At 40.6% G+C, this 20358-nt stretch carries 23 protein-coding genes; 2 read left to right on the forward strand and 21 right to left on the reverse strand.

Annotation, left to right across the window (positions count from 1 at the left end; translation table 11 throughout):
- Positions 1 to 94: 94 nt before the first annotated feature.
- The 5 genes from ABGT15_RS09860 to ABGT15_RS09880 form a co-directional block, all read right to left on the reverse strand.
- On the reverse strand, positions 95 to 1696 hold the full coding sequence (locus ABGT15_RS09860; protein ID WP_367231257.1) for a fumarate hydratase: 1602 nt from the start codon (positions 1694 to 1696) through the stop codon (positions 95 to 97).
- Positions 1697 to 1790: 94 nt separating this feature from the next.
- The gene (locus ABGT15_RS09865; RefSeq protein WP_367231258.1) at positions 1791 to 2510 is read right to left on the reverse strand and encodes a hypothetical protein; all 720 of its coding nucleotides are present in this window, start codon (positions 2508 to 2510) and stop codon (positions 1791 to 1793) included.
- A 21-nt stretch (positions 2511 to 2531) separates the two neighbouring features.
- Complete coding sequence (locus ABGT15_RS09870) at positions 2532 to 3971, reverse strand: nucleoside recognition domain-containing protein (protein ID WP_367231259.1); 1440 nt, start codon at positions 3969 to 3971, stop codon at positions 2532 to 2534.
- Positions 3972 to 4242: 271 nt separating this feature from the next.
- On the reverse strand, positions 4243 to 4956 hold the full coding sequence (locus ABGT15_RS09875; protein WP_367231260.1) for a 3'-5' exonuclease: 714 nt from the start codon (positions 4954 to 4956) through the stop codon (positions 4243 to 4245).
- 62 nt (positions 4957 to 5018) lie between these two features.
- Positions 5019 to 6176 carry a serine hydrolase domain-containing protein gene (locus ABGT15_RS09880; RefSeq protein ID WP_367231261.1) on the reverse strand — a complete coding sequence of 386 codons (1158 nt, stop codon included), beginning with the start codon at positions 6174 to 6176 and terminating at the stop codon, positions 5019 to 5021.
- Between the two features lie 108 nt (positions 6177 to 6284).
- On the opposite strand from ABGT15_RS09880, the gene ABGT15_RS09885 reads away from it, so the two are divergent.
- Positions 6285 to 6899 carry a hypothetical protein gene (locus ABGT15_RS09885; RefSeq protein WP_367231262.1) on the forward strand — a complete coding sequence of 205 codons (615 nt, stop codon included), beginning with the start codon at positions 6285 to 6287 and terminating at the stop codon, positions 6897 to 6899.
- On the opposite strand, the gene ABGT15_RS09890 is transcribed toward ABGT15_RS09885, so the two are convergent.
- The 11 genes from ABGT15_RS09890 to hemA form a co-directional block, all read right to left on the reverse strand.
- The gene (locus tag ABGT15_RS09890; protein ID WP_367231263.1) at positions 6896 to 7366 is read right to left on the reverse strand and encodes a methylated-DNA--[protein]-cysteine S-methyltransferase; all 471 of its coding nucleotides are present in this window, start codon (positions 7364 to 7366) and stop codon (positions 6896 to 6898) included. The genes ABGT15_RS09885 and ABGT15_RS09890 overlap by 4 nt on opposite strands.
- Before the next feature lie 17 nt (positions 7367 to 7383).
- Complete coding sequence (locus tag ABGT15_RS09895) at positions 7384 to 7584, reverse strand: helix-turn-helix transcriptional regulator (RefSeq protein ID WP_437125360.1); 201 nt, start codon at positions 7582 to 7584, stop codon at positions 7384 to 7386.
- On the reverse strand, positions 7574 to 8059 hold the full coding sequence (locus tag ABGT15_RS09900) for a hypothetical protein (protein WP_367231264.1): 486 nt from the start codon (positions 8057 to 8059) through the stop codon (positions 7574 to 7576). The genes ABGT15_RS09895 and ABGT15_RS09900 overlap by 11 nt, the downstream gene beginning before the upstream one ends.
- A 107-nt stretch (positions 8060 to 8166) precedes the next feature.
- On the reverse strand, positions 8167 to 8553 hold the full coding sequence (locus ABGT15_RS09905; RefSeq protein WP_367231265.1) for a c-type cytochrome: 387 nt from the start codon (positions 8551 to 8553) through the stop codon (positions 8167 to 8169).
- Positions 8553 to 9551 (reverse strand): porphobilinogen synthase, encoded by a 999-nt coding sequence (hemB, locus tag ABGT15_RS09910; protein WP_367231266.1) that lies wholly within the window; start codon positions 9549 to 9551, stop codon positions 8553 to 8555. Before hemB ends, ABGT15_RS09905 begins: the two co-directional genes overlap by 1 nt.
- A gap of 19 nt (positions 9552 to 9570) precedes the next feature.
- A complete protein-coding gene (locus tag ABGT15_RS09915) occupies positions 9571 to 9900 on the reverse strand; it encodes a four helix bundle protein (protein WP_367231267.1) in 330 nt (109 codons plus the stop codon).
- A 60-nt stretch (positions 9901 to 9960) separates the two neighbouring features.
- Positions 9961 to 10878, reverse strand: a complete 918-nt coding sequence (hemF, locus tag ABGT15_RS09920; protein WP_367231268.1) for an oxygen-dependent coproporphyrinogen oxidase — start codon at positions 10876 to 10878, stop codon at positions 9961 to 9963.
- Positions 10879 to 10901: 23 nt separating this feature from the next.
- A complete protein-coding gene (gene hemE, locus ABGT15_RS09925; protein WP_367231270.1) occupies positions 10902 to 11927 on the reverse strand; it encodes a uroporphyrinogen decarboxylase in 1026 nt (341 codons plus the stop codon).
- 33 nt (positions 11928 to 11960) lie between these two features.
- Complete coding sequence (locus tag ABGT15_RS09930; RefSeq protein WP_367231271.1) at positions 11961 to 12629, reverse strand: uroporphyrinogen-III synthase; 669 nt, start codon at positions 12627 to 12629, stop codon at positions 11961 to 11963.
- Positions 12629 to 13552 carry a hydroxymethylbilane synthase gene (hemC, locus tag ABGT15_RS09935; protein WP_367231272.1) on the reverse strand — a complete coding sequence of 308 codons (924 nt, stop codon included), beginning with the start codon at positions 13550 to 13552 and terminating at the stop codon, positions 12629 to 12631. The genes ABGT15_RS09930 and hemC overlap by 1 nt, the downstream gene beginning before the upstream one ends.
- On the reverse strand, positions 13545 to 14804 hold the full coding sequence (gene hemA, locus ABGT15_RS09940) for a glutamyl-tRNA reductase (protein WP_367231273.1): 1260 nt from the start codon (positions 14802 to 14804) through the stop codon (positions 13545 to 13547). The genes hemC and hemA overlap by 8 nt, the downstream gene beginning before the upstream one ends.
- Positions 14805 to 15034: 230 nt before the next feature.
- On the opposite strand from hemA, the gene ABGT15_RS09945 reads away from it, so the two are divergent.
- Positions 15035 to 15901, forward strand: a complete 867-nt coding sequence (locus tag ABGT15_RS09945; protein ID WP_367231274.1) for a helix-turn-helix domain-containing protein — start codon at positions 15035 to 15037, stop codon at positions 15899 to 15901.
- A 42-nt stretch (positions 15902 to 15943) separates the two neighbouring features.
- Here the strand turns inward: ABGT15_RS09945 and ABGT15_RS09950 are convergent, their stop codons facing one another.
- From ABGT15_RS09950 to ABGT15_RS09970, 5 genes are all read right to left on the reverse strand, one after another.
- Positions 15944 to 16753 carry a hypothetical protein gene (locus ABGT15_RS09950; RefSeq protein ID WP_367231275.1) on the reverse strand — a complete coding sequence of 270 codons (810 nt, stop codon included), beginning with the start codon at positions 16751 to 16753 and terminating at the stop codon, positions 15944 to 15946.
- A 12-nt stretch (positions 16754 to 16765) separates the two neighbouring features.
- Complete coding sequence (locus tag ABGT15_RS09955) at positions 16766 to 17527, reverse strand: hypothetical protein (RefSeq protein WP_367231276.1); 762 nt, start codon at positions 17525 to 17527, stop codon at positions 16766 to 16768.
- 13 nt (positions 17528 to 17540) lie between these two features.
- The gene (locus ABGT15_RS09960; RefSeq protein WP_367231277.1) at positions 17541 to 18290 is read right to left on the reverse strand and encodes a hypothetical protein; all 750 of its coding nucleotides are present in this window, start codon (positions 18288 to 18290) and stop codon (positions 17541 to 17543) included.
- A 456-nt stretch (positions 18291 to 18746) separates the two neighbouring features.
- Entirely contained in the window at positions 18747 to 19568 is an 822-nt protein-coding gene (locus ABGT15_RS09965) for a nitric oxide synthase oxygenase (RefSeq protein WP_367231278.1), read from the reverse strand.
- Between the two features lie 10 nt (positions 19569 to 19578).
- On the reverse strand, positions 19579 to 20346 hold the full coding sequence (locus ABGT15_RS09970) for a hypothetical protein (RefSeq protein WP_367231279.1): 768 nt from the start codon (positions 20344 to 20346) through the stop codon (positions 19579 to 19581).
- Positions 20347 to 20358: the final 12 nt, after the last annotated feature.

Here is a 20358-nt window from a genome sequence, read left to right on the forward strand (position 1 = left end):
CAGTCTCGGTTTTCATTCTAAAATAAGTTATAAAATAAACCCCGAAAATTATTTTCGGGGTTTTCTGTATACTGTGACTGCGACTGAAGACTTATTAAAGGTTTTCAAAAAAGTCATTTCCTTTATCATCCGTAATAATAAAAGCTGGGAAATCTTTGATGGTAATTTTACGAACGGCTTCCATGCCCAATTCCTCAAAATCCACCACTTCTACCGAAAGAATGTTTTCTTTGGCTAAGATTGCAGCAGGCCCACCGATGGAACCTAAGTAGAAACCACCGTATGTTTTACAAGCGTTCATTACGTCTTTGCTTCGGTTTCCTTTGGCCAACATGATCATGCTGCCACCGTGTTTCTGGAATTCGTCCACGTACACGTCCATACGTCCTGCGGTGGTTGGTCCGAAACTTCCCGAAGGCATACCTTCTGGTGTTTTTGCAGGTCCGGCGTAATACACTGGGTGATTTTTGAAATACTCCGGCATCGGTTGTCCGGCATCCAATAATTCTTTGATTTTAGCGTGCGCGATGTCACGGGCCACAATTAAGGTTCCGTTTAGTTTTAATCGGGTTTTAATCGGGTATTTGGTCAATTCCGCTAAAACTTCCGCCATTGGACGGTTCAAGTCGATTTCCACCGGTGCTTCCAAATGCGGAGCGGTTTCCGGTAAGAACTGTTTTGGATTGGTTTCCAATTGCTCTACGAAAATCCCGTCTTTAGTGATTTTTCCTTTTATGTTTCTGTCGGCTGAACACGAAACCCCCATGCCCACCGGACAGGAAGCAGCGTGACGCGGTAAACGGATCACACGAACGTCATGCGTTAAATATTTTCCACCGAATTGCGCTCCGATATGGCTTTCCTGGCAAATTTGTTGTACACGTTTTTCCCATTCCAAATCACGGAAGGCCTGACCCGCCATGTTTCCGGAAGTCGGTAAATTGTCGTAATATCCGGCAGATGCTTTTTTAACGGCTGCCAAATTCGCTTCCGCAGAAGTGCCACCAATTACAATGGCTAAGTGATACGGAGGACAAGCTGAGGTGCCCAAATCCATGATACGTTCGCGAACGAATTCGTCTAAGGATTTTTCGTTTAACAACGATTTTGTTTTTTGGTACAAGAACGTTTTGTTGGCAGATCCACCGCCTTTCGCTAAAAACAAGAACTCATAGGAAGCTCCTTTTTTTGCATAAATATCGATTTGTGCCGGAAGGTTGGAACCCGAGTTCTTCTCTTCGAACATCGAAATCGGTACAATCTGGGAATAACGTAAATTTCTTTTTTGGTAGGTATTGAAAATTCCTTTCGACAACCATTCACCGTCATCAGCACCCGTATAGACGTTTTCTCCTTTTTTTCCCATGACGATAGCGGTTCCGGTATCCTGGCAGGAAGGCAATTGCCCGTCAACAGCCACAACAGCGTTTTGCAATAAGTTATAGGCTACGAAACGGTCATTGTCAGTCGCTTCCGGATCGTCAATGATACTTCTTAATTTTTGTAAATGCGATGAACGCAGCATAAACGATACATCGCTCATCGCCTCTTCCGCTAACAATTCCAACCCTTTTGGATCAACCGTTAGAATTTCACGGTCACCTAATTGTTCAACTTTTACGTAGTCGGAAGTGATTTTTCGGTAGTGCGTATCGTCTTTTAGAATCGGATACGGGTCTTGGTATATAAAGTCCATAGTTTCGTAATTTTTTGGAGCGTAAAGATAAGGAATATTGTGTTTTTAAGGAATACCATTTTTTTAGTAAACGGTCAACTTTTTAAAAATCAAATTATTCGTCTATTTTGTTATACTCGTTAAAAGTAAGTTTCTTGCTTCGGTATGTTTTTCCTTTTTCTGTCAGTTGGGTTTTTATCCATTTCCCATTTTTTAATTGAAAATGAGTAGAATCTGAAAAAGTATTGATACCCCATTCTTCATTTTCATCTGGAGTTTCGTCTGCTGGTAAAAAAGCTTCTGTTCGGAAATAAAAATCATTTGGTGTACCGGAAATGATCTCACTCCAAGAACCCCAACCGCTGTCGCTCATAGATTCCCATTGGTGCACTAAATCTGATTTTTTTCCATCAATGTAAAAGAGAAAATGCGTTTGTGTATAACCACAGGCTTCAACGCCAACATTTACGCTTTTCAGAGGAGAGGCCACAGAATCCAATTCATAGTTGGCATACCAGGCAGCACCGAGGTAAAAACCATTTACTACAACATTACGGGAATACATTCGCTTTTGGTTTTGAACGAAATCCAATCGAAATGTTGCTTTACAAATGCTGTCTTTATCGTACTGTTTTTGCAACACATAAACTAACACATAATCGTTCTGTCTTCTTTTTGAATCGTATGAAAAGAAGGCAGTATCTATTGAAACTCTTGTTGTTGTATGACTCTTAAATTTCGAATGATGACTTTCGGTCACAGTATCCTGAAGTGTATTTTCTTTTTTACAACTTATCAGAGTCAATAATGTGAAAATCAGACATATTTTTTTCATGACTTATTTCAAAAGAAGTTTTTAAAAAAACCAGCTTGCCACGAAAATAGCCGTAATCACACAAATCACATCCACCAAAAGCATCGTTCCCAAAGCATAACGGGTGTTTTTTATGTTCACCGAACCGAAGTACACTGCAATCACGTAAAACGTACTCTCGGCGCTGCATTGGAAAATACTGCTCAATCTTCCGGTCATGGAATCGGCGCCGAAGGTATTCATCGAATCAATTAAAAATCCTCGTGATCCCGCAGAGCTGAAAGGTCTTAGCAATGCCACCGGTAATGCGTCGGTAATTTCTTTGCTTACGCCCATATTGGAGAAAAGAAAGGCAATCCAATTACTGATGATTTCGAACAAGCCGCTGTTCCTGAATAACGAGATGGCTACTAACATTCCCAAAACATAAGGAAAAATAGTAACCCCGGTTTTAATGCCGTTATTGGCCCCCGTTACAAAGGCTTCAAAAACGGTAGTGCCTGCCTCGGTAAATTTCTTTTCCTTACGGAAGGAAAAAAGCAACGTAAAAGCAATGATGCCCACCAATATCAACGCAGAAAGATTGGAGGTGAAATAGTTTTTACCGATTAGATCCAAATGGTTTACGTACATCAACAAGCCAATGATTCCGGCAATTAATGCCATCAAAGTCGCCACCAGAGAAGCGCTTTTGAAATTTATTTTTTGTTTCACGCCAACAATCAGAAAAGCAGCAATTGTTCCGATGAAAGAAGTGATGATACAAGGCAACATTACATCGGCCGGGTTGGTAGCACCCGCAGCAGCCCGATAGCCTATGATAGAGGTAGCAATTAAGGTGAGTCCCGAGGCATGCAAACACATGAACATAATTTGCGCATCACTGGCTTTGTCTTTTTCGGGATTTATTTCCTGTAAGCTTTCCATGGCTTTTAAGCCGAATGGCGTGGCCGCAGAATCCAAACCTAAAAAGTTAGCGGCAAAATTCAAGGTCATATAAGAAATCGACGGATGGTTTTTTGGAACACTGGGAAACACTTTTACAAAAACCGGACTTAAAATTTTCGCTAATTTTCCGGAAGCACCGGAGATGATTAAAAGCTCCATTAATCCGCAGAAAAAGGCCAAATAGGCAATCAACGGAATAATCAGATCGAGTACTGTGCTTTTACAGGTCGGTAATAAACCGTCTGATTTCTGAACTCCGCTGTAAATTTTCACCGTTTGGTTTTTGTACACGTATGTCGTATCCGGATTCGTTTCGACTTTGTTGATGACAATGGTTTTTTCCGGGGATTTTTCGATACTGTCTTTAATGAAAAGAGGTACTTCGTTTAGGTACTTTTCGTTGATTAAAATCGGTTCGTCCTTTTTGCCGTTCAATACGTAATCGATGGAATAACTGCTACCGGAAAATAAACCGATAACAACAAAGGCAATGGAAGAGATAAAAATCGCGAGCCAGAATCTGCTTAATACCATAAAATCTGTTTTTTGGTAAATGTACTATTTAACCGCAACGTTCGCAAAGGTTTTTTACTTCGTATGTTCGAGGTTAGATCACGTGCCGTAAAGATCACCGAAATTTCTTTCTCTTTTCCGTAGGCCTAGCCCCGATTACTTCGTCAGTTCGCTCCGCTCGGGTGCAGCGGCATCCTTTTTTGCACTAGCTGAATTCCACCGGGCGTGACAGCAAAAAAGATTACTTCGTCAGTTCGCTTCGCTCGGGTTAGCGGATAGCGGGAAAAAGCTTCTAAACATGAATGATTTCTTCCTCTATCAGTAAGTCTTCCCGGCGCATTTTTAAAAATATCTGTGCTACGGCAATCACGTCTTTTTCGCAATAGGTAATGATGCGGTCGATGTCTTGGTCGATGTAGAAAACCTTGCCGACTTCGCTGCCGTCAATGTCGTCTTTTGGAGAAGGAATTCCCAAAACGTTGGTGAGTAATTTTAAAGAAGTGAACGTTTTGTAATCGCCGAATTTCCACAATTCCATGGTGTCCAGATGCGGCACTTCCCAAGGTTTTTTGCCGAACAGGTTCAATTTTTGCGGAATTTGAAGCCCGTGAATCAGCATTCTTCTGGCGATAAAAGGAAAATCGAATTCCTTGGCATTGTGGCCACACAACAAATGTTGCGGTTGCGCAAAATGATTGTTCAGCAAATTTGAAAAGTCTTTCAGGATTTTGACTTCGTCCCCAAAAAACGAGGTCACCCGAAAATGACGGATGTCGCTTTTCAACGTAAAATAGCCCACGGAAATACAGATGATTTTCCCGAATTCGGCCCAAATGCCGGCACGTTCGTAAAATTCTTCCGGAGTAAAATCCTCTTTGCGCTGGTATTGTGTTTTGGTGGCGAAAAGTTCCTGTTTTACAGGATCCAATGTGTTGAAATCTTCAATTTCCGGTACGGTTTCAATGTCCAGAAACAGGATGTTGTCTAATTTAATTTTCTCGATCATGCGGGATGGTGTGTAAAAATTTGGTTTGGATTATATATGAATAGTACTACAAATAAAATAATTTATTTTCGCTTTTCCAACATTTTGTAGGCTTCGTTAAAATACACATACAAATCGTTGCTGTGCGGATCTTCTTCGGTTTGAAGCCCTTTAATATGCCCTAAGCGTACAATGATTATGTTGTCTTTCGGAACCACAATTACAAATTGTCCCAAATGACCGCGCATGTAAAACAACTCTTTGCCATTGATTTTATGCAGCCAGAATCCGTAACCGTATTGCGGGCTTTCCGGAAATCTTGGTGTGATTGATTTGGCTACAAAAGTGCTGTCCAAAAGTTGTTTGCCGTTCCATTTTCCGCCTTGGTTGTACAGTTTTCCGAAACGGGCAAAATCTCGGGCATTGCTGGCGATACAACAATACGCTTTTTCAATACCGTCCGGCTCGTGGTCTAACTGCCAAAGCGCGTCGTTTTCTGCACCCATCGGCTGCCAGAAGTTTCTGGAAACATAATCGGATAAATATTCCCCGGTGGCTTTTTCAATACACATGGCCAACAATTGGGTCGATCCGCTTAAATATTTAAAGGATTGTCCCGGTTTTTCCTTTACGTCCAAGCCTAAAATTACTTTCTTCAAATCGTTGTCAAAATAGGCGCGGGTTACGATGGAAAATGGGCTGTAGTATTTCTCGTCCCAACTCAATCCGGAAGCCATGGACGACAAATCACCTACTGTTACTTCTTTGGCAAATTGACCTTTCAGTTCCGGGAAAAAATCGGTGACTTTTTGGTCTAAACTTTTGATTTTACCTTCCATGATGGCTTTTCCTAAAGCGGCCGACACTACACTTTTTGCCATCGAAAACGAATTCGATTTGGAATTTTTATCGTAGCCATCAAAATAACTTTCGTGCCAGATGCTGTCGTTTTTGATGATGAGATAGGCCACGGTGCCCAATTCTTTGTGCTCTTTGTCTAGGGCCTCAGTAGCCGGAACAGAATTGTAATCTTTCGCAATGGCCCAAGGTTGCCCGATTCCTTTTTTGATTTCTCGGTTGGGGAAGTGGGTATAATCGTCTAAAAAGGCGGTAGTGTAGCCTCTGAAGTATATCGTTCGAACGGCACGCAGTAAATAATCCACATCGAAAATGTACATCAGGATAATGATGCCGGTAAAAATGATTAAAAACCATTTCAGGAATTTTTTCAGGAAAGTCATGTTGATTATGTTAGGATGATAAAAGTAACAAAAAATGTAAAATGTATTATAAATTTATTTTTAACGCAACCTTATCTTACAAATTGAGTCTTGTGGTAAAGAAATATCATGAAAAAAGTATCTGTTTTTTTAGGTTTATTTTTAGTACTCGTGAGTTGTTCGGATCAGGATGATGTAACAACTGCAAGACAAACTGTTTGTAATTCCGAAAGCACGGAGTTTCAGCAAATATACAGTCAGATTGCGGGTAATCCATTGTCTTTGGAACAAATCTCAATTGATACTGAGGTACACGGTTATACATTTATGATTTCTTCGGAAAAAACAATTTGCAGGGTTGGTTATCAAAGCAATCATACGGATGCCGCCAGACCTTATACGATTGAGATTGTGAATGAAGCCAACAATACTGTAATTTATTCTGGGAGTCATGTTTTTTCACAAACAGCGATGAGTTATGTGTCTTTAAATGCAACAGTCACCTTACAACCTAATGTCTTCTACACGATTAGAAGAATTCAAACCGATTGGGGTGGAAATGCGTTTAATGTTTGCGGAAAGATTCTGAGACTCGGTGACGGAAATTTTGGCTATGCAAGTTTTTTGCCTTTGAATACTTCTGAAATGACAATAACAGGGGCGGTATTTTACGATAACGGTTCACTTGACCCCACTATAAATTCTTATGTTTTGCCTTGCCTTGATATAGTATTTGAAAGTTAAAACAAACTTTGTTGCTTCAGCGGATTTTCATGTTCCAGCAACCATTTCTTGCGCCACAAACCGCCGGCGTAGCCTGTTAACGAGCCGTCGGAACCAATGACGCGATGACACGGCACTACAATCCAAAGCGGGTTTTTACCATTAGCCGAGGCCACGGCGCGAATCGCTTTTACATCGCCTAATTTCTTGGATAAATCCATATAGGAAGTGGTTTTGCCGTAGGGGATTTCCAAAAGGGCTTTCCAGACTTTCTGCTGAAAATCCGTACCCTTCGGATTGATCGGAAAATTAAATGTGGTGCGTTTGCCTTCAAAATATTCCTGCAACTGTTTTACGGCATCTTTCAACTCCAAAGGGATTGTCTTCGAAATTTCCCCTTCCTGAAGAATCGAAATCACCGAAACGCCCAACTCATCGCCTTTAATTTTAGCGGTGCCTAACGGGGTATTTATAAAGACAGTTTGCATTTGCTAAAGATAGCAAATTAGTCGGTGGCTTCCAATTCGAAAATGTCGTTTACAGGTTTTTCAAACAGTTTGGCAATCTTTAAGGCTAAGACGGTGGAGGGTACATATTTTCCGGCTTCAATTGCGTTGATGGTTTGCCGGCTCACACCGATTTTTTCAGCCAGTTCCGCTTGAGTGAGGTTGAAAATGGCGCGTTGTACTTTAATATTATTCTTCATTTGTATTCGCTTTTCGGAGTTGATACATTTTCCAGTTGAATCGAATTATGAAAAATACTAAATGTGTAAAAACGGCAAACATCAGAACATTTAAAAAGAGTACGCCGTAAACCAACCATACACAAAGTAAAAAAACTATATAATTACAATAAGTTGCCCAGACCAAGCTGTCTAATCGTATTTTTTCGGTCATTTCATCTTCCATTTTTTCTTTACTGAAGGCAAATACCAGTCCTGAAAGAATAAAGAGGGTGAAAATTATTTCGTCAATGATGTTGTTTTCAATAATAGAAAATGATTTTTGTTGTCCCATAATGCCGGTTTCCGCTATTGCAAATACCGTTGTTTTTAATTCGAAAGTTTCAAATAAAAGTAAATCATCGAATAAAGCACTTATAAGTAGGATAGCTGATAGAATAAATAAAATACCACTCAGAAATTTGAAACGATGCGGGAATAAATAAGTGAGTTTCATAAGGATTGATTTTAAATGATTAGATCAAATGTAAAATATAATTTCCAAAAAGACAAGCAAACTTTACATTTTGTAACATAAAAATGTCCTCTGAAGAGGACAAAGTATTATTTAGCGAAACTCAACATATAGATTTCAAGGGCTTTCAGCTCTTCTTCCGGCAGGTTTTTGGTGATGGCGAAATTGGTTTTCATCACACTGTATTGTGTCGGGTCTACAATCGGCCCGCTTTTTTCGGTTAAGAAATCGGTGATGCTGGCACCTTTTTCTTTGTAGATTTTGGCAATATCCGCCACACTCGGGCCAATCACTTTTTGATTGGGTTTGTGACAGGAATAGCACATCCCTTTACCGTCGAAAACTTCTTTTCCCAAAGCCATCGCTATTTCTTCCGGTGACTTTTTTACTTCCGGATACAAGGCTGCTTTTTCTTTTTCTTCATTTTTACAGGCTGTCAGGGCAAGAACAGCAAGCATTAAAATTAATTTTCTCATTATTTCTGATTCAATAAAATAGCGGCTTCTTTGGCAAAATAAGTTGAGATTAAACTCGCACCGGCACGTTTGATGCACATTAATTGCTCCATCATAATTTTATCGTGATCCAGCCAGCCTCTTTCAGCAGCGGCTTTAATCATTGCATATTCTCCCGACACATGGAACACCGTAACCGGAACATTTACCGCATCTTTCACTTCGCGTACGATATCCAAATAGGCAATCCCCGGTTTTACCATGACCATATCGGCACCTTCTTCCACGTCCATTAGCGCTTCTTTCACCGCTTCGATACGGTTGGCGTAGTCCATTTGGTAAGTTTTTTTGTCTTTCGGAACTTCTACATCGGCTTCTTTTGGTGCTGAATCCAAAGCATCACGGAACGGTCCGTAAAACGCCGAAGCATATTTCGCCGAATAACTCATAATCCCCACATTGTGAAAACCTGCTGTGTCCAAACCTTCTCGCAAACGCAACACGCGTCCGTCCATCATGTCGCTCGGGGCTACGAAATCGGCACCGGCCTGCGCATGGGAAACGGCCATTTTTACTAAAGCGGCCACGGTTTTATCGTTTTCCACATCGCCGTTTTCAATGATTCCGTCGTGTCCGTAAATCGAATACGGGTCTAAAGCGACATCCGGCATCACGATCATTTCCGGGCAAGCGGTTTTGATGGCGCGAATGGCTTGTTGCATCAGTCCGTTCGGGTTCCAGGCTTCTTTTCCGGTGTTGTCTTTTAAGTCGTCGTTTGCTTTTACGTAAATGTTCACCGCGCGAATGCCTAAGGCAAACAATTCTTTCACTTCTTCCACCGTTAAATCGATGGAACGACGGTAAATCCCTGGCATCGATGGGATTTCGACTTTTACGTTTTCCCCTTCTGCGATGAACATCGGGAACATAAAATCTGCCGGACTTAAACTGGTTTCACGCACTAACGAGCGGATGCTTTCGTTCACGCGCAATCTTCTGCCTCTGTGTAATGGGAACATAATTTTTATTTTTTAGCTGTCAGCTTTTAGCGATTAGCTTTTCGGCTTCCAGTATTGAAATTAACGTGTTTAACATCTTTTTTATTTCTTCTATTTTTGAAATCAAGGCTGTAGCTTTTTCAGATTCCAAAAAAATAAGGTCTTTGCTTAAAATAAGTTGGTACTCCAATTCATTTGCAGACCCAAAAGCAATGTATAAAAATCGACAAAAGTCTTTATCTGTATTTCTGCCACAACCTTCAACTACGTTGGTTGGGATTGAGGCAGCCGACCTTCTCATTTGGCTAGTCAATCCATAAAGTTCTTCCTTTGGGAAATTACCAGTTACTTTATAAATTTCTAAAACCAACTCATGTGATTTTTACCAAACAGTATTTTTTTATAATCTCTCATGAAAAACAGCTAAAAGCTAAAGGCTGTCAGCTAAAAGCCAATTTTTAGGCTCTTTTAATACTTCAATCAATTTTTCTTCTTCGCTTCCCGTTTCCGGATGATGGTCGTACACCCACTGCACGTGCGGTGGTAAACTCATCAAAATCGATTCGATTCTTCCGTTGGTTTTTAATCCGAACAGCGTGCCTTTGTCGTGCACCAAATTGAATTCGACATAACGGCCGCGACGGATTTCCTGCCACGTTCTGTTTTCTTCGGAATAGGGTAAATCTTTTCTTCTTTCCACAATCGGTAAATAGGCGGATAAGAAACTGTTGCCGACTTCAGTTACGAAATCATACCAGTTTTCCATCGACATGGTTTCGGTCGCTTTGCAATGGTCGAAAAACAAACCGCCAATGCCTCGTGCTTCGTCACGGTGGGCGTTCCAGAAGTACTCGTCGCATTGTTTTTTGAATTTTGGATAGAATTCTGGGTTGTGTTTGTCGCAAGCGGTTTTACAGGTTTGATGGAAGTGTTTTGCATCTTCTTCAAACAGATAATACGGTGTTAAATCCTGCCCGCCGCCAAACCAGCTGTTGATAATATTTCCGTCTTTATCGTACATCTCAAAATAGCGCCAGTTCGCATGCACGGTTGGCACCATTGGGTTTTTAGGATGGATGACCAAACTCAGTCCGCAGGCAAAAAAATCGACTTCGCCTACTTTGAAATAGTCCTGCATCGTTTTCGGCAACGCTCCGTGTACGGCGGAAATGTTCACGCCGCCTTTTTCGAATACGTTTCCGTTTTCAATCACGCGGGTTCTGCCGCCACCGCCTTCGGGACGCTCCCATAAATCCTGACGGAATTTTGCGTTACCGTCCAAGTCTTCCAAACCTTTACAGATTTGGTCTTGCAGATTTTGTATATAAGAATAAAATTGTTCTTTCATTTTTTGAGCCAATGGCGATTAGCTTATTTTTGATATTCCTTCACCGCCTCAATAAACGCTTTGGCATGATCCACCGGAATGTTTGGTAAAATTCCATGACCTAAATTCACGATGTATTTGTCTTTACCGAATTCGTCAATCATCTCATGTACCATTTTTTTGATGGTTGGAATCGGCGACAATAATCTCGAAGGATCAAAATTTCCTTGTAAGGTGATATTGCCACCGGTTAAATAACGTGCGTTTCTTGCCGAACACGTCCAATCTACCCCAAGAGCCGAAGCTTTGGATTTTGACATTTCATTCAGGGCAAACCAACATCCTTTTCCGAATACGATTACTTCTGTGTCTTCCGCTAACGCTTCTACGATTTGATTGATGTATTTCCAAGAGAATTCCTGATAATCAGCTGGGGACAACATACCGCCCCAAGAATCGAAAATCTGTACGGCATTCACCCCTGATTTTACTTTTTCTTTTAAATAGAAGATAGTTGTGTCGGTAATTTTTTGCAATAAAGTATGTGCGGCAACAGGATTGGAGAAGCAGAACCCTTTTGCAGTATCAAAACTTTTCGAACCTTTTCCTTCTACAGCATAGCAGAAGATGGTCCAAGGGGAACCTGCGAAACCGATCAACGGCACTTCGTCGTTCAGCATTTCTTTGGTCAGTTTGATGGCATCCATGACATACCCTAAGCTTTCTTCGATATTCGGGATGAATACTTTTTCCACTTGCTCCGTTGTACGGATCGGGTCGGGAATAATCGGACCTAAATTGTCTTTTAATTCCACGTGGATACCCATCGCTCTCGGCACTACTAAAATATCCGAGAATAAAATCGCTGCATCCGGTTTTACGATACGGATTGGTTGTACGGTGATTTCAGCCGCCAATTCCGGAGTTTCACAACGGGTGAAAAAATCGTATTTGTCGCGCAACGCACGGAATTCCGGTAAATATCTTCCCGCCTGACGCATCATCCACACCGGTGGGCGTTCTACGGTTTTTCCTTTTAAAGCTCTTAGAAATAAGTCGTTCTTGATCATGTTTTCGTGTATAGTGCAGATTTGCTGCCTGGATTATTTAAACTCATTGATGCACTGGATAATCGTGTTCTCAATGGTGGGTTGGTTGGCAATAATTATATTTTTGATTCCGAATTCACTCGCAGCATTTGCAGTAGTTTCCCCAATGCAAAAAGCGATTTCCTTCGAAATTTTATTTTCCTTTAGGTAACTTTCCACGCCGGACGGGCTGAAAAACAAGATGCCGTCGGGTTTGGAGTCAATTTTTTGTGGCGTTAAAAGCGTTTCGTATACGTTGATTTCGTTATAAACCACACCAGCTTCTTTTAAAGCGTTCGGCAGCGTATCACGACGCAAATTGCCACTGAAAAAAGTGAACGTGTGGTTCGGATAGATTAAGGTGATGATTTCCGCCAAATCTTCCGCATAGCCCATGTGCGCGGTTACCGTAAAACCGTTTTCTTCCAATAAAGCTTTGGTTTTTATCCCGACACAGAATACTTCTTTCGCTTTTAACTCGGCAACGTTGGGATGTTGTAAAATGCTTTGCACGCCGTTTTGACTGGTAAAAATCAAAGTGTCGTTAATGTTTTTCAAGTCGAAAGCAACGGGTTTTGTGGTAATGAAATCGGCTTCCACTACAGAAAAACCGGCGTTCAGTAAGTATTGTTTCTGATTGGATAATAACTTCTTTGTAGACAGTATGCGCACCGATTCACTCATTACTTTTTCAGTTTTGATTTGATGTCCGCCATTAATTCGTTGCCGCCATTGTTTAAGATTTCCTGTGCGGAATGAAAGCCTAGTTTCTTCCATTCGGAGATGTCGACTGTTTTGTCGATCTCGATTTTCTGTTGCCCGTCGATGGAAAACAAAACCCCTTGAAAATGGATGGTGTCATTGGCTTCGTCATATTTTGCTAAAGCACCGATTGGAGCCGTACAACCGCCTTCCAGTGTTCGTAAAAACTGACGTTCAATATAGGTGCAAATCTCAGTTTCGATATGGTTCAACTGGCTTAAAGCGTCTAAAGCAAACTCATCGTGCTCCATTGCTACAACTACCATCGCCCCTTGTGCGGGAGCCGGAATCATCCAGTCCAGATCGATATAAGTTTCCGGTTTTAAGTTGATTCGCTCCAAGCCTGCCGCAGCGAAAACCGCTCCGTTCCAGTCGTTCTCCTGCAATTTTTGCATGCGGGTGTTTACGTTGCCGCGTAAATCCACCACGGTATGGTTGGGATATTTATTTAACCATTGCGCCTGACGGCGTAAGCTTCCGGTAGCAATCGTTCCGTTTCCGTTTAGAAAATCCAGATTGCCTTTGTGCACTAAAATATCAACGGTGTTAGCGCGTTCCAAAACAGCAGCTTGCACAATTCCTTGCGGTAAAGTGGTGGGCACATCTTTCATGGAATGAACGGCAATGTCGATTTTTCCCGAAATCATTGCGGCATCCAGCGTTTTGGTGAAAATACCGGTGATGCCTAATTCGTATAACGGCTTGTCTAAAATGATGTCACCGGTTGATTTTACGGCTACTATTTCGGTGGAATACCCTAATTGCTGCAATTGGTGTTGAACGGTGTGTGCCTGCCAAAGTGCCAATTCGCTGTCACGGGTTCCGATGCGTATTTTTTTAGTCATTTTTCACGGTTGGTATCTGGAAGATTTTTTCGATCCACTCAATGCTTTCATCGACCATGGTGTTGTCGTCTTTCAGATGATTGGCAAAATGGTTGGTGATTTTCTGAATAAGACGGTTGCTGATGATTTCCGCCTGTTCTTCATCAAAATTGCTGATTTTCTTGCGCTGTGCCGTCAATTCTTTTTCTTTGATGGTATTCAGCTTTTCTTTTAGTGCGTGAATAGTCGGTGCAAATTTTCGCGCCTTGGTCCAGCTGATGAATTCGTCTTTGATTTCTTCGATAATAGCTTCGGCTGCCGGAATGTGTTTTTTGCGGTTTTCCAAAGTCTCGTCGGTCATTTGTGATAAATGATCCATGTGTACCAGGGTAACGCCTTCCAATTCCTGCACGTTTTCGTTTACGTTTTTCGGAATGGACAAATCTAAAATGAGCAACGGTTTTTTCAGATTTAAAATGGCTTTGTCGATGGTTGGATTTTGCGCTCCGGTAGCAACCACTAAAACATCTGCTTTTTGAATTTCCAATTGTAAATCCGCATAATCTTTTACAATTAAATTGAATTTACCGGCAATTTTTTCGGCTTTGTCTTTGGTGCGGTTGATTAAGGTAATGTGATCGTTTTTGGTATGTTTTACTAAGTTTTCACAAGTGTTTCTTCCAATTTTCCCTGTTCCAAAAAGTAAAATATTTTTATTGGAAATGTCCTCCACATTGCGCATGATGTACTGCACTGCGGCAAAAGACACCGAAGTGGCTCCCGAAGAAATTTCCGTTTCATTCTTGATGCGCTTGCTGGCTTGAATGACAGCGTTGGTTAAACGCTCCAGGTAATTGTTGGCTAAATCGACTTTCTTACTTTCGACAAAGCTGTTCTTGATTTGGCTGATGATTTCAAAATCACCTAATATCTGACTGTCCAGACCGGTCCCCACACGAAACATATGGTGTATGGCTTCGGAATTTTTATGTACGTAAGCGACTTGTTGAAAATCTTCAACGGTTCCTTGTGAATTATCACATAGCAATTTAATCAGCTGAAACGGATGCTGGGCAAAACCGTAAATCTCCGTACGGTTACAAGTTGAGGTAACCAGTAAATTGTCAATCGCATTTTCCTTTGCCTGCTGCAATAAACTTGCTTTGGCTTCAGGATCTAAACTGAATTTTCCTCTAATCTCGGCGTCTGCTTTTTTATAACTCAATCCAACAACATAGAAAGAAGCAGGCTTTGATATCGTATTATTTTCCATTCTTTTCACTTTATACTTAAAGTTCAACAAAAGTAGTGCGTACCTTTTTATAAAAATAACGCTGGAAGTTCTTTTTATGTCGCTCAGGGATATTTTTGAGTGAATTTGACTTTTAAGCGTTATTTCTTTTAAATTTGTATGAAAATCAAGCCTTCAGAACTATTTTATTTAGAGCGATTCTAAATAGTTTTTCGATTTTGATTTAAAAATATATACGAAAAAATACCGCTATGGGTTCTACAGAAGAGATAAAAATTGAAGAAGATTTCATTCTGCTCCGTTTTCAGAATGATTCCGAGGAGGTGGTTCGCTTTGAACGTCAGGTTGCAACGGGGTTGATCCAGTTTCATTTTGGATTGAAGGGTCATGCCAAATTTATATTTAACCAAGGCAATTATGCATTGGAGCTTAATGAAGAAAAATCGCTTTTGTTGTACAATCCGCAGAAAGAATTGCCGCTGCAGATGGAAATTGCCCCCAAATCGTGGCTGATTACCGTTTTGGTTTCGATTAAAAAATTTCACGGCTTGTTTTCGGAGCAGGCAGAGCATATTCCGTTCTTGAGCGATGAGAATAAGGATAAAAAATATTACGGTGAAGAAAACATTAGCCCGTCAATGGCCATTGTGTTGAACCAAATGTTTCATTATTCACTGAATCCGTCGATTAAGAATATGTATTATAAAGGCAAAGGCTATGAATTGCTGAGCTTGTTTTTTAACCGTAACGAAGATCCAAATGCCGAACAATGTCCTTTTCTTATTGACGAGGAAAATGTTCAAAAACTAAAAAAAGCGAAAGAAATCGTTATTGCGCATATGGCAGAACCGCCCGGATTACAGGAATTGGCCGAACAAGTAGGTCTGAATCTTAAAAAGTTAAAAATGGGTTTCAAACAGATTTACGGAGATACGGTGTATGGCTTTTTGTTTGACTATAAAATGGAATATGCCCGACGTCTTTTAGATTCCGGTTCGTATAATGTGAATGAAGTAGGACTGAAAATCGGTTACAGTACGGCAAGTCATTTTATTGCAGCGTTTAAGAAAAAATTCGGCACTACACCCAAAAAATATTTATTAGAAAAGGCTAACTAGGGTGTCCTAATTAGCCTTTGCATTATTTAAAAAGCGTGTTTTTTATTGATAATAATGGGCGATAATTTGAACTTCGTCATTACCGGTTCCTATATACATTTTCATGGCTCCGGAACCACTGGCATCGGAAACGGCTAATTGTGCCGAAAACATAGGACAATAAGTCCCGGGAGGTAATTTAACATAGTCGGATGCCGTGTTGTGGAAGTTTTCAATTTCACCAACAGTTGTGGAGTGATTGCTGTAATATTGCCCCACGATTCCCAAGCCGCCTCCAATTGTTGAGGTTCCGTTGTCTATTTCGAAGGTTCCACCTATTAGATTCCCATCCAAATCTGTTGTTACTACAGGGCCTAGGTAATTATCTCTTCTGAAGTATAAAAGAGTTTGTACGGCACGGGCGTGTCCATCGGACACTTTTATGCCGTTATTTTTTTCAATTTTGTAAGAAACCGAATAATTGATTTCAATAATGGCAGGTCGGGTTATGGTAAAAGTTGAGTTAGGAATGTCTCTCGGAACACCTGCATAGGTGTAACCGTCTCCATATCCGTGCTGTGTAATTAAATTTATACTTGGCGTTGAATTGTCATCCAGATAATTTTCGGCATCAAAAAGAATGGCGATATTGTCCTGGGCAGTTCCCAAAACTAAATCTCCGTCCCCATCAACAAATACTCGGGTGGTGTTTCCAGTCCCCAGATTTAAAGGATTGTTCGCGGCACTTAATCCGTCTATTTTTACTTGGGCGGTACTTCCGGCAACATGTAAACCTTGTTGTGGAGTATTGGTGTTGATTCCTACTTGGCTAAAGGCAGCAATCGGGACTAAAAGGAATATATATTTTTTCATGATCCGGGACTTTTAGTTGTAAATACGAATTCTTATAAAATCTCTGTCGCCACCAAATCCAATGCTGGTAAACTTGCTTTCAGCGTCTACAATTTCTGCAAAGAATTTAAGGGAGTGGTTCCCAACGGGAATAGTGGAATATCCATGTCCGTTGGTGAAGGCATATCCATAAATACCCTGAGTGCTTGAGGCAAATGATTGTGCATTCATCCCATATTTTCGTGACAGTTCGGCAGCATCTAGTCCGTTATTATTTAAATCAATGCAAAAATAGATTCTGTATATTCTTGCAGAAATATCGTTAAACGGGGTTAGTGTAGTGTTTAAGTCTGTGCTCGATAAAATTGAGGAGATGCTAAATTTAACCTCCACTAATGATGTGTGCGTAGTGGTGAACGGATACGTGTGAATTAATCCGGAACTAACGGTTTCTGATAGCGTGTTGTTTATAATAGTGCCATAATTATTTGGCCCATCAGGAATAAAATTTTGACTTAAATTCAAAAAGTTGATTGGATTAATGCTTCCGTCCGGTGAGGTTCCATTGTTGGCTGAAGGGTTGATGGTAACATCACCGTTTGCAGTCACGTAAGAATACGCAGGCTTAGTGCCGTCATTATAAGTCGGATAATTAGCGTTACTTTGACTTTCTATACGAATGGTGGAATTTGTTCCGGCAACATGAAGGGCAGCCGTTGGATTTTGTGTTCCAATCCCTACTTGTGCATTCAGCAGCATAGGGAATACTGTTAAAAGGGTTACAATTGTTTTCATGGTGTGGGGGCTTTTAGTACATTCTCATGAATATAGAATCAGTGTTCATGGCAAGTTTTACGTGGGTAGCCATGGAGGGTAATCCGGACGAAACTTCTGCTTTTAATTTAATGTTGTGTGTCCCGGGCGTTAATTGGATGTAAGAAGAACTTGAATTGTACAAAGGTCCAACTGCTCCCATTCTTTGAGTTGCCGGAAAAGGCGCAGGGTTGTTACCGTTGTTGTTTAAATAACTCTTAGAGGCCTGACCGTATCTTCGGGTTTGGTTGTTCAATACATAATACGTACTGATTCTTCTTGCGGCACCATCTTTAATTATCGTTAAAGGAGAACTGATAAAGTACGTTTCAAAACTTACACTGTACTTGATTTCCAGGATAGTGTTTCTTGTAACGGTTATATCATAAGATAAAATTGTGCCTTCCTGTTTTCCGTCTGCATCTGTGTTTGAAAGGGTAACGGAAGCCTGTGGAATGGTTAAGTGATTGATGGCGTCCAACCCGTCACTGTTTGCAAGTGGGATTAAACCAAGGGTTAAAACACCGTTGTTGTCTACGTACAATGGAAAAGAGCCGGTAGGTACCGCATTTCCGCCATTGTATTCGTTATTGTCTTTGTCCAGATTCTCAACGCGCATCGTACCAATACTGTTGTCTAAATGCAATTTCTGTTGAGGATTCGTGGTTCCTATACCAACACCACTAACTTGGGCTGTAATGGTGTTCATAAGAAGTACTGCGGGGATAATGTAGGCGTTTCTCATACTCTTATTATTTTATAGGGTTAATATTAAGGGGCTTTTATAACTAAGATGTAATATTATTGTAAAGGTTGCGTAGTTTTCAAAAAAAATATTTAAAACATAAGAATATAATAATGATGTATTATAAATGTTATTAAAACATCAGTAAAACGAAGTAAGTGTTAAATTAATGATAATTAAAATGTTTTAAATTTAACAATGCATGCATAATAAGTTATATTGAATTGTTTTTCGCTCTTATTTTTAAAATTGTAAACTTTTTTTCACAATCATAGCATTTTGTATGAATTTTGTTATAAAAGAAAAATTCTGTTGTTTTTGATAGATTCTCTGACGTTTCGGGAGAACTTTGAGAAGAATATTAAATAGAGTTAATTTAATTAGGTATCCTTGGAAAACAAAAAAGGAGCTGTCTTACAAAGACAGCTCCTTTTTGTAGCTTAATTTTTTTATGTTTTAATTGTAGTAATGTGCAATAACTATAATTTCATCATCCCCACCTCCAAGTTGCATTTGTACCGCTCCAGTACCTGTTGTACTGGCTACGAACAAAATTCCTTGAAACATTGGACAATACGTTCCCGGGCCTAATTTTACATAATCATGACCTGTTGCGTAGAATTTTTTATTGAAGGCTTCCAGGCCGCTGGCCCCGGTTGTGTCACCATTGGTGTAGAAATTACCACTATATCCAAGCGCACCAGGGTTTCCAGCAAAGTTGATGGGAGCACCATCATAGTCTGTGGATACTATGGCGCCTGAAGGGCCGCCTTGTCTTAAAAAGACAAAAAACTGAGCCGTACGGGCATGGTGATCTGTAATAGGAACGTTAGACTTATCGATAGAATAGGTAATGGCATAATTAATTTCAACAATAGCCGGTCTTGTTAGTGTAAAGGTAGATAAGCCGGGTCCTGTTTGTCTTGGCCAACCGGCAGGAGAATATCCTGCTCCAACCCCGGTTTGGTTAATAATATTACTGTCGGAACCTCCGGTGTCTAAGGGATCACTTAAATAATTGGCAGGATTAAAGAGAATGTCGATGTTCGTCGGAACATTACTTAGTACCAAATCACCGTCAGCATCAGCAAAAACACGGGTGTTTTCATTTGCGCCCAGATTTAAGGGGTTGTTAACGGTATTCAATCCTTCCACACGGATGGTTGAAGTGGAGCCGGTAATATGTAATTCCTGTTGCGGTGTACTGTTGTTAATACCTACTTGGGCTAATGAAAGCAATGCGGTAAAAAGAGATAGTATAGTAAAAGTCTTTTTCATATGCCAAATTTTAGTTGTAAATACGAATCTTTAAATAATCAGAGGAACCGCCAAAACCAACATACGTTTTTCTGTTGTTTCCGTCTGAAGTTTCTCCGAAAAAGACCAGAGAATGGTTTCCGGCAGGAATGTTTCCGTACCCAACCCCGTGAATAAATGCATATCCAACAGAACCTTGAGCGTAGGAAGTATAAGCTTCCCCATGAAGACCATATACTTTTGATGATTCGGCGGCATCCAAACCGTCACTGTTTAAGTCGATGTAAAAATAACAGCGAACGGTTCTGGCGGAAATATCATTAAATGTGGAAGCTCCTGGTGCCGGAAGAATTTCATCAGAAAGGTCAATTGTCATGGCGTAGCGCACTTCAATCAGAGCATTTTGCGGACTGGTAAAAGGTACCGATACAATCTGTTGCGTAGCATTGGTTACTCCCACGGGATTGGCCACAACTGTACCGTCGCCATAAGGTCCGTTAGGGATAAAGTTTGGAATACTTATCAGGAAATTTAAAGGTTGATTCGTACCTACGCCTCCGCCTGTTGTATACCCGGGAGGATTTAAGGTTAAATCTCCGTTAGGTTTTACATAAACAGGGGCTAATTTGCTTCCGTCGTTAAGAACCGGTTGATTAACACTGTTTAGGCTTTCAATACGAATAGTAGAAGTTGAGCCGGTAATGTGTAAATCTTTCTGCGGATTGCTCGTTCCTATTCCAACCTGTGCAAATGAAAATGAGCTGAATAAGAACAAACTATAGGTGATAATTTTTTTCATACTGATACAACT

The sequence above is a fragment of the Flavobacterium enshiense genome (genome assembly GCF_040750275.1).
Classification (GTDB): Bacteria; Bacteroidota; Bacteroidia; order Flavobacteriales; family Flavobacteriaceae; genus Flavobacterium; species Flavobacterium enshiense_B.

Excerpts from the sequence above, each read along its gene's own strand:
- ABGT15_RS09950 (WP_367231275.1), bottom strand. The coding sequence starts at position 16,753 with ATGAAAAAATATATATTCCTTTTAGTCCCGATTGCTGCCTTTAGCCAA.
- ABGT15_RS09900 (WP_367231264.1), bottom strand. The coding sequence starts at position 8,059 with ATGAAACTCACTTATTTATTCCCGCATCGTTTCAAATTTCTGAGTGGT.
- ABGT15_RS09865 (WP_367231258.1), bottom strand. The coding sequence starts at position 2,510 with ATGAAAAAAATATGTCTGATTTTCACATTATTGACTCTGATAAGTTGT.
- hemE (WP_367231270.1), bottom strand. The coding sequence starts at position 11,927 with ATGATCAAGAACGACTTATTTCTAAGAGCTTTAAAAGGAAAAACCGTA.
- hemF (WP_367231268.1), bottom strand. The coding sequence starts at position 10,878 with ATGAAAGAACAATTTTATTCTTATATACAAAATCTGCAAGACCAAATC.
- ABGT15_RS09885 (WP_367231262.1), top strand. The coding sequence starts at position 6,285 with ATGAAAAAAGTATCTGTTTTTTTAGGTTTATTTTTAGTACTCGTGAGT.
- ABGT15_RS09860 (WP_367231257.1), bottom strand. The coding sequence starts at position 1,696 with ATGGACTTTATATACCAAGACCCGTATCCGATTCTAAAAGACGATACG.
- ABGT15_RS09890 (WP_367231263.1), bottom strand. The coding sequence starts at position 7,366 with ATGCAAACTGTCTTTATAAATACCCCGTTAGGCACCGCTAAAATTAAA.
- ABGT15_RS09870 (WP_367231259.1), bottom strand. The coding sequence starts at position 3,971 with ATGGTATTAAGCAGATTCTGGCTCGCGATTTTTATCTCTTCCATTGCC.
- ABGT15_RS09930 (WP_367231271.1), bottom strand. The coding sequence starts at position 12,629 with ATGAGTGAATCGGTGCGCATACTGTCTACAAAGAAGTTATTATCCAAT.
- ABGT15_RS09905 (WP_367231265.1), bottom strand. The coding sequence starts at position 8,553 with ATGAGAAAATTAATTTTAATGCTTGCTGTTCTTGCCCTGACAGCCTGT.
- ABGT15_RS09960 (WP_367231277.1), bottom strand. The coding sequence starts at position 18,290 with ATGAGAAACGCCTACATTATCCCCGCAGTACTTCTTATGAACACCATT.
- ABGT15_RS09965 (WP_367231278.1), bottom strand. The coding sequence starts at position 19,568 with ATGAAAAAGACTTTTACTATACTATCTCTTTTTACCGCATTGCTTTCA.
- hemB (WP_367231266.1), bottom strand. The coding sequence starts at position 9,551 with ATGTTCCCATTACACAGAGGCAGAAGATTGCGCGTGAACGAAAGCATC.
- ABGT15_RS09945 (WP_367231274.1), top strand. The coding sequence starts at position 15,035 with ATGGGTTCTACAGAAGAGATAAAAATTGAAGAAGATTTCATTCTGCTC.
- ABGT15_RS09970 (WP_367231279.1), bottom strand. The coding sequence starts at position 20,346 with ATGAAAAAAATTATCACCTATAGTTTGTTCTTATTCAGCTCATTTTCA.
- ABGT15_RS09875 (WP_367231260.1), bottom strand. The coding sequence starts at position 4,956 with ATGATCGAGAAAATTAAATTAGACAACATCCTGTTTCTGGACATTGAA.
- hemC (WP_367231272.1), bottom strand. The coding sequence starts at position 13,552 with ATGACTAAAAAAATACGCATCGGAACCCGTGACAGCGAATTGGCACTT.
- ABGT15_RS09880 (WP_367231261.1), bottom strand. The coding sequence starts at position 6,176 with ATGACTTTCCTGAAAAAATTCCTGAAATGGTTTTTAATCATTTTTACC.
- hemA (WP_367231273.1), bottom strand. The coding sequence starts at position 14,804 with ATGGAAAATAATACGATATCAAAGCCTGCTTCTTTCTATGTTGTTGGA.
- ABGT15_RS09955 (WP_367231276.1), bottom strand. The coding sequence starts at position 17,527 with ATGAAAACAATTGTAACCCTTTTAACAGTATTCCCTATGCTGCTGAAT.
- ABGT15_RS09895 (WP_437125360.1), bottom strand. The coding sequence starts at position 7,584 with ATGAAGAATAATATTAAAGTACAACGCGCCATTTTCAACCTCACTCAA.